This is a genomic window from Advenella kashmirensis W13003, assembly GCF_000506985.1.
Classification (GTDB): domain Bacteria; phylum Pseudomonadota; class Gammaproteobacteria; order Burkholderiales; family Burkholderiaceae_B; genus Advenella; species Advenella kashmirensis_A.
Window position 1 is genome coordinate 55229 of record NZ_KI650982.1, and the last position, 13931, is coordinate 69159.

Below are 13931 nucleotides of genomic sequence, written 5' to 3' on the forward strand. Positions count from 1 at the left end.
CAACCCGCATCAACCAGCGATACCCTGCTCCTGATGCCGGATCAGTCGTGCATAAGGGCCATATCGGGTAAGCAATGCATCGTGCGTGCCTTGTTCAACCAGTTTTCCGTCATCCAGAACCAGGATCTGGTCAGCTTCTCGAATTGTCGACAACCGGTGTGCAATAATCAGGGTAGTACGCTCACGCATCAGCAAAGTGAGCGCTTCCCGTACCTGCATTTCACTCAGACTATCCAAATGCGACGTTGCCTCATCCAGGATCAAAATGGGCGCGTTCTTCAAAAAGGCACGTGCGATGGCAATACGTTGTCGTTGCCCTCCCGATAGCTGCGTACCCCGCTCACCGACAAGCGTGTCCAGCCCTTGCGGCAGCGAGGCAACGAACGCGGATAGCGCTGCGGATTCCAGCGCCTTGCGTACCTCTGCTTCACTTGCATCAGGACGGGCGAGTCTGATGTTTGCTGCTAGCGTGTCGTTAAACAAATAGGTGTCCTGCGTGACCAGGGCAACGTGGTCTCTCAGGTTATCCAGTTCGAGTTGGCGGATGTCGGTGCCGCCGATACGAATTGCTCCCGCACTAACGTCCCAGAATCGCAGCAGCAAGTTGGCAATTGTGCTTTTGCCGGCTCCGGAAGCGCCTACCAGTGCGGTAGTCGTACCGGACGGGAGCGAAAAGGAAAGTGCATCCAGAGTAAGGCGCGAGACCGGCGTATACCGAAAGTCTACTTTATCAAAGTCGATTGATAGCCCTTGCGGCGCTGGGACGAGCCGTTGCGGTCCGTCCCTGACCGGAACGGGCTCTTTGTGCACCACATGTAGCCGCCGGCTGGCGGCTACAGTATCAGCCAATTGGCGGCTTACCTGTGAGATTTCGGATACCGGCAGAAAGGTGGCGACCGCCACGAGCACCAGCAATGGCACCATGGTCGGGTCAAGCGCACCGGCATTGGCGAGCAAGGCACCGGTAACGGCAACCGCCAATCCGCCCAGACCCATCGCCAGCTCGAAGCAGGCACTCTGGGCAGATAAATCATTCAATATCGCTTGCCTTTGGCGGCTGTATGATTGGGCAATATCCAAAAACTGTCTGCGCCGACGAGCGGTAGCCTGAAAGGCGGTCAGATCGGCCATCCCCTGGATGGTATCGGTAAGATGCGCACTCATTTGGCCAAGGGACTGACGGGCCTGTTCCCCCAGCGCATCAATCCGTCGTCTGCTGCGCACCGGAGACAACAACGCATAGGCAAGAAAAGGCAGCAACGCGAGCGCGATCGGCCAGCTATAGATTGCCAGAAATCCTAGTACGGTAGCTGGTACAAGGACCGATACAATCGCTGGCGCAATGGTATGGGCATAAAAGTACTCGATCATTTCCACGTCCTGCGTGGCCAGTGATACCAGGTCCCCTGAGCGACGCTCCAGCAGATATGCTGGCGCAAGCCGTTCGAGTTTTTCATACAAATCGATCCGCATGTTGGCCAGCAGTTTATAAGCCATTGCATGCGCGAGCCAGGATTCGAGCCAATGAAATAACGCGGCCAGCGGCGCAACAACCAGCAACGCAATAATCAACATCTGCGTTGGCTGGCCATTGCGCAGAGCAGCGACAACAAGCGCACTCAGCACGCCCACGCCGATGAAAGCGGCAACCCGTGCCACGCCGAGCAAGATGGTTGCAACCAGTGTCAGGCGCCAGGGTCTGACGACCGACAGGAGCGTAGCCAATACGTCCGGCCACCCCACCCTGGCGGCATCTTCCTCCAGTGGTCGTGGTTTGGAGCCGCTGTCGCGGTTTGGCGGCGCTGCAGGGTCAGTCTGCGTATCGGCCTTCCCCGAGATCTGGCTGACACTGGTCTGCTCTCGCATCAAACGATAGTACAGCCCCTTTTGCTGCATCAATGTCTTGTGGGATCCAGACTCAACAATCCGCCCCTGTTCCAGCACCAGGATTCTATCGGCATTAATCACACTGGCCAGGCGATGCGCCAGGATTAGCGTGGTTCTTCCCGCCATAAGCCGGTCCAGCGCCTCCTGGATCAGAAATTCATTCTGTGAGTCTACCGATGACAGCGCCTCGTCCAGTATAAGAATCGGCGCGTCCCGCAACAGCGCCCGGGCGATACCGACACGCTGCCGCTGTCCTCCAGACAGTTGGAGTCCACGATCACCCACCTGCGTCTTGTAACCATCAGGCAAAGTCATAATAAAAGCGTCGATATTGGCTGACCGGGCGGCCGCGCGAACCTGTTCAGGCGTCGCATCCGGGCGGCCCAAGCGTATATTTTCGTCCAGCGTGCCATGAAACAGAGTGATATCCTGACTGACCAGTGCAATGCGCGATAGCAATGTCTCTTCGGAGAGATCACGGATATCATATCCACCCAGGTATATATGGCCACTTTGTGGCGTCACCTCGCGCAAAAGCAATCGAACAATGGTAGACTTGCCCGCGCCGCTGGGGCCAACTACGCCGATGCGCTCACCGGCCGCTATGTCCAAGTTCAGGCCGCTGTGCGCCATGCGCTCGGGTTGATACGCGAAAGTCACATTATCAAATCGGATATGCGGCTCCAGATCTGTGGGCGACATTTCACGTCCCGATGCTGTGTCGATACGATTCGCATCGTTGAGCGCATGGATACCGGCCGCTGCCGACTGTCCAAGCATGCCCTGGTGCAGGACTGAGCGCAGGTCGCGCAGCGGACGAAAGATTTCAGTACCCGCCATCAAGACTATCAGAAGCGCTTCCAGGCTCATCTCGCCCTGCACCACGCGCGTTGCACCCAGCGCGATGGCAATCGCGGCTCCCATGGCAACACCCAGATCGCTCATGCCTCGCGTGAGTACGCTAACCGACAAGACCCAGAATGTCTTGTCTGACAGATGACGGGCTCTCTCGGCCAGCCGCAGGCCGAAACTTTTTCCCTGACCAAATGCTTTAAGCGTAGGCAAACCCTGCATGGCGTCCAGAAAATCTTCTCCGAACTCTCTGAGTGCCTGTGCCCGCTCCTGGCTGGCGCGCCGATCCAGCGCGTGTACAGCAGCCGGAGCCAGCAACGAGAAGAGTGCCGCGATGAGCAGTACTGAGGCTGTTGGGAGGTCCCAGAACGCAATAACGGCGAAGATAGCTATGGGTGCAATGAGCGAAATGGCGACCTGGGGCAAATAACGGCCAAAAAACGTCTGCAATTGCTCAACCCCATCGATAACACTCAACATGACGCCACCCGTACGCTGGCTGCCCAGCCAGGCTGGCCCCAGTTCGACAAGACGGTCATACAGCCCCGCACGTAAGGTAAGCTGGATCCCGGCCGCAGACCGGTTAGCTTCGATCGTTCGCAAATGATCAAGCCAGGCGCGCAGCAGCACCATGGCAACCGCATATAACGCCGGCGCCAACCATTGCTGCCAGGGCTGCTGATCGAATACGCGGGACAATAACTGGCCCAGAAAAACGTAACGAGCGATGCCGGCCAGCAACGCCAGCAGGCCCAACAACACCCCACCGAGCATGCGAGTACGCAAACCGGCGGTCATCATCCACAGGCGATAGTCAAAGTACATAGCCACTCCTTTACATCACGATATCTTACTGACTGGACAAGTCAAAGACAATCAATTATGGCCAGCTGGCATTATTACAATCGGGATACATGAGGTCGCCAGATTGGCCGCCGTTGGAACGGGATAATCACACCGGTGTGCGTATACCGCGATTTCTTTCCCATGGCATAAAAACAAGCACTAACAAAGTACACAAGCCGGCGCCGATAAATGCATAATCATATCGGCCGCTGAACACCACATAGGATGCAAAGCACGCGGGCGCAATCATATTGACCAGGTTAACGAGTACGCTTGCACCTGCGGCTGTCTCAGAGACCCATTCCGGAGGCGAGCGCCGGGCAATCTCCGCTATTTGAACACCATTCCAACTTGCCGCTGTGCTTCCCGCCACGAATGCCAGGAGCATGACGGTCCACACAGGCCAATCCGGATTTGTCAGACCCATGAGTGCCGTTGTCGTGGCCGATAGAACCGCTGTTATCGACAATGTCGCAACGGAAGAGTCGAAATAGTCAGATAGCCAACCCAGCATGACGCGGCCCAACACGCCTCCTGTCTGCATCACAGCGAAAACGGCGCCCGCAAGCCCGAGTGAATAACCCATCGCATCGACTAAATAAATGACAGTGAAGGTGAACCAGCAGCTTTGGGCAACCGCAAACAGGCTGCCTACTATCGACATCTTGAATAATCCAGGCCCGCGAGCGAGTGATGCCAGCGGCACCGCAAGATTTCTGAACGATTGCCATGTAGGCAGATGAATCAGGCCTTGTGATATTCTGTTATTGATGCCATCCAGGGTAGCGCTGAGCGACCAGGTAATCACAGTTGGAATAAGCACAATAAGTCCGCAAACAAGCAGTGCAACGCGCCAACCCCACAGGACGACGATACCGGGTATGCAAAGACCCGCAACAATGCCGCCGAGCGGCACCCCGGCCTGCTTGATGGAAAACATCAAATTGCGCTTTCCGGGAGGCGAGAACCGCAGCAGGATTTCACTGCCTGCGGGATTTGCCACGCCATTGCTGATACCCATCGCGAAGCAGGCAGCCAGTGCCACGCCAATGCTTGGCGACAGGAAAAGCCCCAGGCACATCGTGCCCAGCACCAGCGTCAGCTGCAACGTGCGCATTCCGCCAATCGCTTTAAGCATTGCCGAACCGGCTATCAAAATGGCGAGACTGCCAAAGGAGTTACTCGCGGTAAAGTAACCGATCGCACTGCCGCTCCAGCCGAATTCTTCAGATACCGCCGGCGTAATGATGGGAATAAGACGAGAAAGAAATGATGAGGTAGTTTGGAGGATCAGGATGGCTGCGATCGGCGCAAGCCAGTTCGGTGTTGCGTGTTTCATCGTGTCTCGTCAATGATTCTAATGGGATTGTGCGCGGCTACCCTCCAGATCCCAATATGGCTCTGCTGATATCTGCTATGAAATATGATACGCCAATCTTCCGGGTGACATTTGCCAGGCGTCGGCTGGGCAATAAGTATCTGGGCAAACCAGATTGTTTTAATAATTGCCGGAAAGACAAGACCAGGGCAAGAACATGCCCTGGGTTTGATTCTATAACTGATTCAGAAACAATCACGCTCCGGCTTGATCACCCATACCAGTCATGTTGAAGACGCACTACCCTGCTACGCTGATTTAAAACCGATGCTCAACCCGCTGATGGGTTCATAAATTTCACCGAATCCGTGGTTTCAATCAAGCAGAAACGCGTGATGCTCTGGATCGAATTGGCATGCTCTTCGGCGCTATGGGCTGCGCAAGCGTCTTCAAGCACGATCACTTCATAGTCGCGATCGTGCGCATCCCGTACAGTCGCCTGCACGACCGCTTGCGTCGAGACGCCCGAGCAATAAATTCGCTCTACGCCTTGCGCGCGCAGCTGGGCCTGTAACGTTGTCGAATAGAAGGGGCTGACGCGATGCTTGACGACATGAATATCGCCAGGTTGTTGTTCCAGATCGGGGTGGATTTCAGTTCCCCAGGTTCCCAGTTTAAACATGCCGCCTTTGGGCGCACCTGAAAAAACCGGCGACGCAGCCGGGCACTCCTGATATTCAGGTGAAAATCCAACGCGCACGAAACCGACCAGTATCCCTGCCTGGCGCGCTTTTTTGATCGCCTCGGCCGTCCTGGCAATCACATTCCGTTCGCGTACCTGTTCTCCCATTGGACCTTTTCCGCTAGGCCCGTCATCGTGCACGAGATCGTTTTCCATGTCCAACACCAAATAAATCGAACGGGGAAGTTGCATATCGGTAATTCCTTAAATTGGCCAAAAAAATTTAGTCACACCAGATGCCACCATTAACATCCAGCGTTTCTCCTGAAATAAATGACGATTGCGGTGCAGCCAGGAACAGCACTGCAGCGGCCACTTCGGCGGCTGTTCCCATACGCCCCACCGGTATCAGATCACGCAGGGACGATGGGAAATTTTGCGTCATTGCCGAAGCCACCGGTCCCGGTGCAACTGCATTGACGGTAACACCGGAACTGGCCAGTTCCTTTGCGAGGAACGAGGTCATAATATGCACGCCGGCCTTGGACACGCCATAGGCGACATTGCTCGCTTGATCCTGCTCCTGTGGATTCAGCCACGGTCGTGGGTTTCCTCCATTTTTGCCGATGACGGAACCAAGATTGACGATTCTGCCAAAGCCCTGGCGGCGCATGTGAGGAATAACCGCCTGGCAACACAGAAACGTGCCCTTTAGATTGATATCAATCGTCCGGTCCCACTCTGCTTCCTGAAGATGCTCGGCGCTACCGGTGGATACCACGCCAGCAACATTTACCAGTATATCGAGTTGTCCGAATCGCCGAACGATTTCCGCGACACAGTCTTGTATATCGCCACGCACCGTTATATCCAGCAGTCGGCTTTCGATCCCCGGATGTGCCAGGGAATCTTCTGGCTCAGAGATATCCGCAGCCACAACGCGTGCGCCGCATCGGGCCAACGCCTCGGAGACGGCTCGCCCTATCCCCCCTGCTCCGCCGGTAACAAGCGCGACTCTGTTCGTTAACATTTCAGAATTGTACATATTCATTGCTCAAAGCCAGTCCTATGAAAAACCAGTTCGCCGCCCCAACGGCTCGCATATTGATCTCAGTATTGCATCAATCCTCTTGCCCAAGCCGGTCCAATCCGTAAAAAGAGAAGATCTCATCGACCCGGCCCATTTCGGGAAGATTGTGATAATAGCCATTACGGCACGGTTTGGTCCCGCAGAATTTGCGCATATCGGCCATGGCCTCTGCTTGCTTGACCCAGGCGGCCAGAGAGTCAAGAACCGGCACCCCGTCGACCTCCGAGACTTTATTTTGGGCCAGCAATATATTCAAGGGTGCTTCGCCCGGAATGATCACTTCCGCTCCTTTGGCGATGAGTTCGCGTGCAGACTGGCGAAAGCGTTCGATAAGGACGTGGGGGTCCTGAAAAGCATCCAGGACGTCATTGAAGGTGAATCCTACAGGCATCGCTCCCGCAAAACGCGCTGCCAGCCCGTGTACCGACGCGTTCTGGGAGATGAGATCATCGAAATCATCGATAAATACCAGCACGCCGAATTTTCTTCCGAGCATGCAGGCAGTCAACATTGCCGACTCCCCGTAACCCACGACGGGAATATCCACCAGGCCGCGAATTTCTCGCAGCGCCGGATCAGGCAAGGTGCTGATCGCAAACACATCATATCCCTGGCGCTGTGCCTCTACTGCAGCTGTCATGAATTGCAATCCATGAATATACTGTAGCGGTGCATGTCGTATATCGGATCCTGGGTAATTCGTTCTGTATGTTCCAGGAACCATACCGTGCAGATCAATTGTCGTATCCGGTCGGGCAATGCGTTTGAAGTGCTTCATCAATGCGTCATGATAGACGCCTAATTCGTCCAATACCGTAAAACTTTGATGCCAGATTTTCATAAATACACCGAAATTTGAATGATTAAAACAAGCGCTTTTATTTAATTCACTTGTACTTTTGCACTATGAACAACATCCGCCCATTTTTTGACCTCGGCCTGGAAAAAATCCTGAAACTGCGTGTCGGACGAGGCCACTGGCTCGGCGCCCACGCTACGCAGCGTCGCGCTGACCTGCGACGTTTTGACAGCATCTACTGCAGCCCGATTCAACGTGGACACGACAGATGCTGGCGTACCGGCAGGCACAAACAAACCAAACCATGACGTTGCGTCGTAATCTGTCACTCCTTGCTCATCAAGCGTGGGAATATCGGGAGCAACGGTAGACCGCCTTTTACTGCTGACAGCCAGCGCACGCAATTTTCCGGCCTTGATCAGCGGTAGCGTTGTAATGATGTTATCGAAAATCATCGGGACCTGGCCACCCAGAACATCGGCCATCGCGGGTGCAGCTCCCCGATATGGGACGTGCGTCAGTTTGATTCTCGCTCGGCTTGCAAGCAATTCGGTAAAAAGGTGAGCGCCGGATCCATTGCCGGCACTGGCATAATAAATGCGATTTTCGGTATCCGTTTTTTTGCCGGCGCTTATCAAGTCCGCGACAGACTGAATTGAAGAGGATGGATTCACAACAAGCAAGAATGGTGCAGACGCCAGCTCGGACACAGGAACAAGGTCTTTTGAAGGATCATAACTGAGCGTCTTGTACAGGCTGCCATTAATTGCAAGTGAAATCGTGCCGAATAAAATGGTATACCCGTCCGGAGCGGCTTTGGCTACGGTATCGGACGCGATATTGCTCGCAGCGCCCGGCTTGTTTTCAACTATGATCGGTTGCTTAAGTTGCAATGACATTTTCTCCGCAACTGCACGGGCCGCCACGTCAGAAGCACCACCAGCCGGAAATCCCACAACAAGTCTTATTGGCCTGTCGGGAAATTCGGCCAGCGCCAACCCAGGCGCAATCGCTCCAAGCGCCAACAAAATCGCTGTCAAGGAAAAAATCATACGGGATTTTTCTGTCATTAATTTCATTGTCTCATCCACATTGTCTTATTCAAGATAACGGTAGCTCTCATTCTGCACTCTCCGGCGTAAATAGAACATAGAACAATATTGAAGAGACTATTCATTAAAGTTGAATAGCTTGCACATTGGCGCGAATCTCTGCTACGTTGGCATTCGAGTGCCTCTATTTATCACTACCAAGCAATCTGCTTGCCGGATCAGGTCTGTTCATGCCTGGCTCTTGCCGTTATTCATATAAATTGAATGCCATGTTCACTCACAGCCTATTGTCATAATCATATAGACGGCGCACGCTATCGCTGTTTAACGTCATGCGCACGGGTCATTACAGTAAGACGCTTTCAACGGCCAAGGGCCGAATATAAATATGGAGACAAGCCATGAATACTTATTACTCGCTCACCAGCAACCGTGTACTTCTTGCTGCTGCGCTGGTCGCCGCGATGGGCGCCTATCCAGCCATCCCGGCTCACGCTGCCGATAGCGACACGCCATTCCCCAATCATGCCATCCACCTCATCGTACCGTTCTCTGCAGGAGGTGGCACCGACATCCTGGCCCGCCTGTTCGCCAAATCCATTTCCCAGGACTTGGGTCAACCCGTCGTTGTGGACAATGTTGCCGGCGCGGGTGGAATCATCGGTGCCCAACAACTGGCGCGTGCCCCCGCTGATGGGTATACATTAATGTTCGGGACCCCGGGTACGATTCAAATCAATCCGGCGATCAAGCCCGTACAGTATGATCCCTACAAAGACTTTGCTGCGGTTTCGCAATTTTCCGATAGCCCCATGGTATTGGTCGTGAATGCCAAAACTCCCTGGAAGTCTGTTTCTGACATCATCCAGGCCGCCCGGGCCAAACCGGCATCCATCAATTTCGGAAGCGCGGGGGTTGGCTCAATATCGCATCTTAGCGCTGAGATGTTCGAGTTCTTAGCCGATGTCAAACTGACTCACGTTCCCTATCGTGGTACGGCGCCGGCAATCACCGATCTTCGTGCCGGTCTCTTGCAACTGCAGGTCGAAAACATGCCGGCTGTGTTCGAACTGATTAAAAACGGACAAGTGCGTGCGCTGGCTGTGGGCACCAAGGAACGTTCATCGTTTCTGCCGGATCTACCCACCATGGAACAGGCCGGCGTACCAAACTATGTGTCGACATCCTGGACGGGACTATTCGCGCCGGCAGCCACTCCGCCCGGCGTGCTTAAAAGATTGGAACAAGCCGCGATGGCGGCAGCAAAAGAGCCGGATGTACTGAAGGCGCTAAAGGAACTGGGAGCACAGCCGGTGGGAAGCGACTCGGCGGCATTTGGTACAATGCTGAAAAACAACCAGCCGCTTATCGATAAAACAATCAAGGCCGCGGGTCTGGCGAAGAGCTGATATTGGGGCAAGACCCGTGCCATGCAATAGAGACATACATGACAACGCTCGACAAAAACAACGGCACGAAACTGAACCTGCTTTGGGCCATGGAAGTATTCGTGCGTGTTGCCGAATCCGGAGGATTCGCACGTGCTGCCGAGTCGCTTGATCTGGCCAATCCCACCGTGACCGCCTGCATGCGCAAGCTTGAAGTGCACCTGGGCGTCACACTTATCAATCGCAATACGCGGTTTATCTCGCTGACAGAACCAGGCAAACGTTATTTCCAGCACTGCAAGGATATTCTTGAAGCCGTTGCCCTGGCCGAGACAGATGTCGAATCCCGGCTGAAAGAGTTAAGCGGCACGCTGACGATAGAAATGCCCATTGCGATTGGCCAGGCATTAATCTGTCCGGCCCTTAACGAATTTGCCGCACGCAATCCCAGGCTTTCGGTAGCGGTCACACTGACCAACCAGCCCCGCAGCGTGGTCCAATATGGCATCGATGCTGCCATTCGGATGGACGAAATCAGGGAAATAGATCTGATTGCCCGGCCGCTTTGTCAGGCGCGATTCATTCTTTGCGGTTCTCCCGGCCTGGTACGCTCTCTGCCGCAACATCCGGCCGATCTCGATCCCCGGGCCTGCCTTGGACTGATACGCGAGGATCCGCGTGCAATTGTGCCATGGTCGTTGCAGCATGGTACGGAGCGTGTTGAAGTACGTCCACGAGGACCGCTGCACTTCAATAGCAGTGAAGCGTTGATCGGAGCGGCGCTGGCGGGCACGGGGCTGGTCAGGGTGGCCGATTTGTTCGCAAACACACATCTGCAGACTGGCGATCTCGTCACATATTGCCCGCAATGGGATGCGGGGCTGCAATCATTTTATGTGGTCACTCCGCGTGCACGCGCCCTGCCGGGCAAAGTGCGTGCCTTCATCGATTTTCTGCTCGATACGCTGAAAGCCTGGCCGTCTCCGCAGGCATGGCGGCAAGTACCCGTGCGATCACCCGCTCGCGGCGGCTGACGATTCACTGACATATCCATGATAAAGGAAAACGCATGACCTCATCCACGGATCTTCCCCCCGTCCAGGCTTTGACGGGCGGCAGACTGGCCACAACCGCAGAACTCATTGCACGTTTAGAAGAATTTCGCGAGCGCCGGGGCTATGTCAACCCGCAACAGGGTCCGATGGCTGCGGCATTGCCCGGTGTATTTGACGGCTATCGAGTATTCTACAAAGCGCTGGTCCTGGATGAGAAGCATCTGTCGCCGTTAGAAAAAGAATTTGTCTGGCTTGTATTGCTGTGTGTCGCCAGTGAACTGGGAACACACCACCTGAAACTTTTCTTTGATCACGGAGGCACCGATTCACAGGCGCTGGCCGCCTTTCGCCTGGCTGCCTGGGTCAAGGGTACTGACGCCTATACATTTGTCGATGAAAACTGGCAACCCTATTTCCCCAGGCTGTCTTCGCGGCAAGCTTATCTGGACGGCGTGAACTCGCTCATCGCGGGTTTTGACGATGTCACTTCGACGTGGGCTCACCTCGCGCTATTGTCGGCACAAAGCGGCGCGAAATCGAAATGGGGTGTCGCAGCCGAACTGCATGCATGCTATGAACTGGGCATCCCGGAAGCCAGCATGGCAGAGGCCATGAGCGTGGCGCTTTGGCCTTGCGGCGCCAACGCTTTTCATGATGCCGCAGGCGTCTGGCTGGAGATGGTCAGGTCTGGCCAGGTGAATGCCTCGCAACAATTCAAAGCGTGGGCGGCCATGCCCAGCCAGGACGGGCTTGATCTTAAAATACAATCAAAAGAATCAAGCTGATACCGTCATCCAGCGTTCACATGCGCAGTTGACGCCATCACCGACGAGCAAGCCAGCGCCGCCTCTTTGCCCTTGACCGTGAAATGCTCAAAGAAAAAGCGATGCTGTTTTTCATCTTCAAACAGTTCAATTGGCGTCAGTACGCAAGACAACACCGGTATGCGCGTTTCAAGTTGAACCTGCATCAGTCCCGAAATCACCGCCTGGGCGACAAACTCATGGCGATAGAGGCCGCCGTTGACCACAAACCCTGCCGCAACCACCGCCGCGTAGCGTCCGCTTTCCGCCAGCAGCTTGGCGCGCAAGGGAATTTCGAAAGCACCCGGCACATTGATAACGTCCACATTGGACGGATCATGACCAAGGCGAGACATTTCCTGCAGAAACGACAGCCTTGCCTGTCCGACGATATCGCCGTGCCAGCCGGCCTCAATGAACGCAACACGGTCCGGCGTCTGCCCCGTTGCAGATTGATGAGTAGTTTTGGTAAGCATGATGAAACTCCTGTTTTCGTAAACATATAAAAACAGGGCATGGATAGACAGGACATGCCAGACGCACACGTCAAGGTTTTGCGGCCGGGCCGAAAACCATGAACAGACGGTTCAATGCGAACCGACGCAACTGACGCGATCATCAGGCAGGCTGGGCCAGCCCAGCGATATCCCGCTCTCTCTTTATCCGGACTATGACCGTCGGCCCTGGAATCACACCAGGTCTGCTGACCTTGCCGGCGCATGTGAGAAATGGCACGCTGGCAAGCGCTCGCGGGCTAGGCGTCTGTTGACGCCATTACCGCCGGTGGGGAATTGCACCCCGCCCTGAGAACGTGCGGCTTGTCTTCGATCAGCCGAAGACGGATCCGCAGCGGGAGTGTAACACAAGGTCACAGTCAATGACCGTACCCGGCCCGGTCTGCTTCAGGAAGACTTTGACTGTTGCTTACTGCTCTGCCATCAGAATCTGGATTACTTCTTCTGATCTCGCTGAGAACATCCCTTGCGGCGAAAACGAGTATCAGGATAGCTGACGCGGTGACGACGGATACTCGCCAACGCGTGATTTTACTGCGTCCCGCTGAAAATCCCGTACTCATTCCGGCCTATTGATTTGTATATGCTTGCGTAACCGATCAAACACCCGCAGCGCGTTCTCGCCCATTATCCGTGCGCGCGCCTGCGCCGGCAGCCAGTCGACTGCATCGATATATCGCTTCGTATCGTCATAGTTGAATCCCGTCTGCGGATCCACGCCCTTGACGGCTCCGATAATTTCAGACGCAAACAGGATATTTTGATCCGGTATGACCTTGAGCAACAACTCGATCCCGGGCTGATGATAGACGCAAGTATCAAAAAACACATTCTCCAGCAGTGTGTCCAGAGGCGGCCTTCCCATATTCTGGGCAAGACCACGATACCGCCCCCAATGATATGGCACCGCCCCGCCACCATGCGGAATAATGAATTTGAGGGTCGGGAAATCACGAAACAGATCTGAATCAACAAACTGCATGAACGCCGTCGTATCACCATTCAGATAGTGTGCTCCGGTGAAATGAAAATTGGGATTGCAGGAGCAGCTCGTGTGTATCATCGCCGGAACGTTCAGCTCGACCAGTTTTTCATAGAGCGGATACCAATACCTGTCGGTCATGGGAGGGTCTCTCCAGTATCCGTCAGTCGGATCCGGATTTATATTACAACCCACGAAACCCAATTGCTCCACGCATCGTACAAGCTCCGGTATGCAATTGGCAGGACCCACGCCGGGTGACTGGGGCAATTGGCATACGCCTGCCAGCCGGTGCGGATACAGTTGCACGGCACGGTAGATGAGATCATTACAATGCCCGCTCCAGAGCTCGCTGGTGCGGGCATCGCCGACATGATGCGCCATTCCGCCAGCCCGCGGCGAAAACAGCGTCAGATCAATGCCACGCTCCGCCTGGATTCTGAGCTGGTTATCCTCGAGCGACTCCCGGATTTCGTCGTCGCTGATCTGCAATACGGGTTCGTCTCGTCTTATTTGAGCGTCGCTCAGTGTATCAATCTGCCACTGCCGGAATGCCTCCAGGGCCCGAGGTGCTGTTGTATAGTGTCCATGACAATCAATAATCATACTGAATCCAGTTTCCAGACCAAAGCGGGCATGCCCGCCCGCACAATTAGCCATAG

General features: G+C 54.8%; 11 protein-coding genes and 1 riboswitch. Of the genes, 3 read left to right on the forward strand and 8 right to left on the reverse strand.

Features of this window, described 5'->3' with window-relative positions:
• Positions 1 to 9: 9 nt before the first annotated feature.
• The 6 genes from W822_RS42230 to W822_RS42255 form a co-directional block, all read right to left on the reverse strand.
• Positions 10 to 3564: an ABC transporter ATP-binding protein/permease gene (locus W822_RS42230; RefSeq protein WP_024006834.1), complete on the reverse strand. Its 3555-nt coding sequence runs from the start codon at positions 3562 to 3564 to the stop codon at positions 10 to 12.
• Between the two features lie 127 nt (positions 3565 to 3691).
• Complete coding sequence (locus W822_RS42235) at positions 3692 to 4924, reverse strand: MFS transporter (protein WP_024006835.1); 1233 nt, start codon at positions 4922 to 4924, stop codon at positions 3692 to 3694.
• A gap of 310 nt (positions 4925 to 5234) precedes the next feature.
• The gene (locus tag W822_RS42240) at positions 5235 to 5837 is read right to left on the reverse strand and encodes a cysteine hydrolase family protein (RefSeq protein WP_024006836.1); all 603 of its coding nucleotides are present in this window, start codon (positions 5835 to 5837) and stop codon (positions 5235 to 5237) included.
• Positions 5838 to 5868: 31 nt separating this feature from the next.
• Complete coding sequence (locus tag W822_RS42245) at positions 5869 to 6615, reverse strand: SDR family NAD(P)-dependent oxidoreductase (protein ID WP_031243505.1); 747 nt, start codon at positions 6613 to 6615, stop codon at positions 5869 to 5871.
• A 91-nt stretch (positions 6616 to 6706) separates the two neighbouring features.
• Entirely contained in the window at positions 6707 to 7516 is an 810-nt protein-coding gene (locus W822_RS42250; RefSeq protein WP_024006838.1) for an aspartate/glutamate racemase family protein, read from the reverse strand.
• Between the two features lie 41 nt (positions 7517 to 7557).
• Complete coding sequence (locus W822_RS42255) at positions 7558 to 8553, reverse strand: Bug family tripartite tricarboxylate transporter substrate binding protein (protein ID WP_253272337.1); 996 nt, start codon at positions 8551 to 8553, stop codon at positions 7558 to 7560.
• 374 nt (positions 8554 to 8927) lie between these two features.
• Between W822_RS42255 and W822_RS42260 the strand changes: the two genes are divergently transcribed.
• The 3 genes from W822_RS42260 to W822_RS42270 are packed head-to-tail and all read left to right on the forward strand — an operon-like array spanning position 8928 to position 11754.
• Complete coding sequence (locus tag W822_RS42260) at positions 8928 to 9935, forward strand: Bug family tripartite tricarboxylate transporter substrate binding protein (RefSeq protein ID WP_024006840.1); 1008 nt, start codon at positions 8928 to 8930, stop codon at positions 9933 to 9935.
• Between the two features lie 38 nt (positions 9936 to 9973).
• Complete coding sequence (locus W822_RS42265; RefSeq protein ID WP_024006841.1) at positions 9974 to 10948, forward strand: LysR family transcriptional regulator; 975 nt, start codon at positions 9974 to 9976, stop codon at positions 10946 to 10948.
• Positions 10949 to 10983: 35 nt separating this feature from the next.
• Positions 10984 to 11754 (forward strand): hypothetical protein, encoded by a 771-nt coding sequence (locus W822_RS42270; RefSeq protein WP_024006842.1) that lies wholly within the window; start codon positions 10984 to 10986, stop codon positions 11752 to 11754.
• Between the two features lie 5 nt (positions 11755 to 11759).
• Here the strand turns inward: W822_RS42270 and W822_RS42275 are convergent, their stop codons facing one another.
• Positions 11760 to 12248, reverse strand: coding sequence for a 6,7-dimethyl-8-ribityllumazine synthase (locus tag W822_RS42275; protein WP_024006843.1), 489 nt, complete (start codon positions 12246 to 12248; stop codon positions 11760 to 11762).
• A 170-nt stretch (positions 12249 to 12418) separates the two neighbouring features.
• Positions 12419 to 12587, reverse strand: a riboswitch (FMN riboswitch).
• A gap of 259 nt (positions 12588 to 12846) precedes the next feature.
• Entirely contained in the window at positions 12847 to 13875 is a 1029-nt protein-coding gene (locus W822_RS42280) for an amidohydrolase family protein (protein ID WP_024006844.1), read from the reverse strand.
• Between the last annotated feature and the right edge of the window lie 56 nt (positions 13876 to 13931).

Coding starts and splice junctions, on each gene's coding strand:
- W822_RS42230 (WP_024006834.1), bottom strand. CDS start 3,564: ATGTACTTTGACTATCGCCTGTGGATGATGACCGCCGGTTTGCGTACT.
- W822_RS42235 (WP_024006835.1), bottom strand. CDS start 4,924: ATGAAACACGCAACACCGAACTGGCTTGCGCCGATCGCAGCCATCCTG.
- W822_RS42240 (WP_024006836.1), bottom strand. CDS start 5,837: ATGCAACTTCCCCGTTCGATTTATTTGGTGTTGGACATGGAAAACGAT.
- W822_RS42245 (WP_031243505.1), bottom strand. CDS start 6,615: ATGTTAACGAACAGAGTCGCGCTTGTTACCGGCGGAGCAGGGGGGATA.
- W822_RS42250 (WP_024006838.1), bottom strand. CDS start 7,516: ATGAAAATCTGGCATCAAAGTTTTACGGTATTGGACGAATTAGGCGTC.
- W822_RS42255 (WP_253272337.1), bottom strand. CDS start 8,553: ATGAAATTAATGACAGAAAAATCCCGTATGATTTTTTCCTTGACAGCG.
- W822_RS42260 (WP_024006840.1), top strand. CDS start 8,928: ATGAATACTTATTACTCGCTCACCAGCAACCGTGTACTTCTTGCTGCT.
- W822_RS42265 (WP_024006841.1), top strand. CDS start 9,974: ATGACAACGCTCGACAAAAACAACGGCACGAAACTGAACCTGCTTTGG.
- W822_RS42270 (WP_024006842.1), top strand. CDS start 10,984: ATGACCTCATCCACGGATCTTCCCCCCGTCCAGGCTTTGACGGGCGGC.
- W822_RS42275 (WP_024006843.1), bottom strand. CDS start 12,248: ATGCTTACCAAAACTACTCATCAATCTGCAACGGGGCAGACGCCGGAC.
- W822_RS42280 (WP_024006844.1), bottom strand. CDS start 13,875: ATGATTATTGATTGTCATGGACACTATACAACAGCACCTCGGGCCCTG.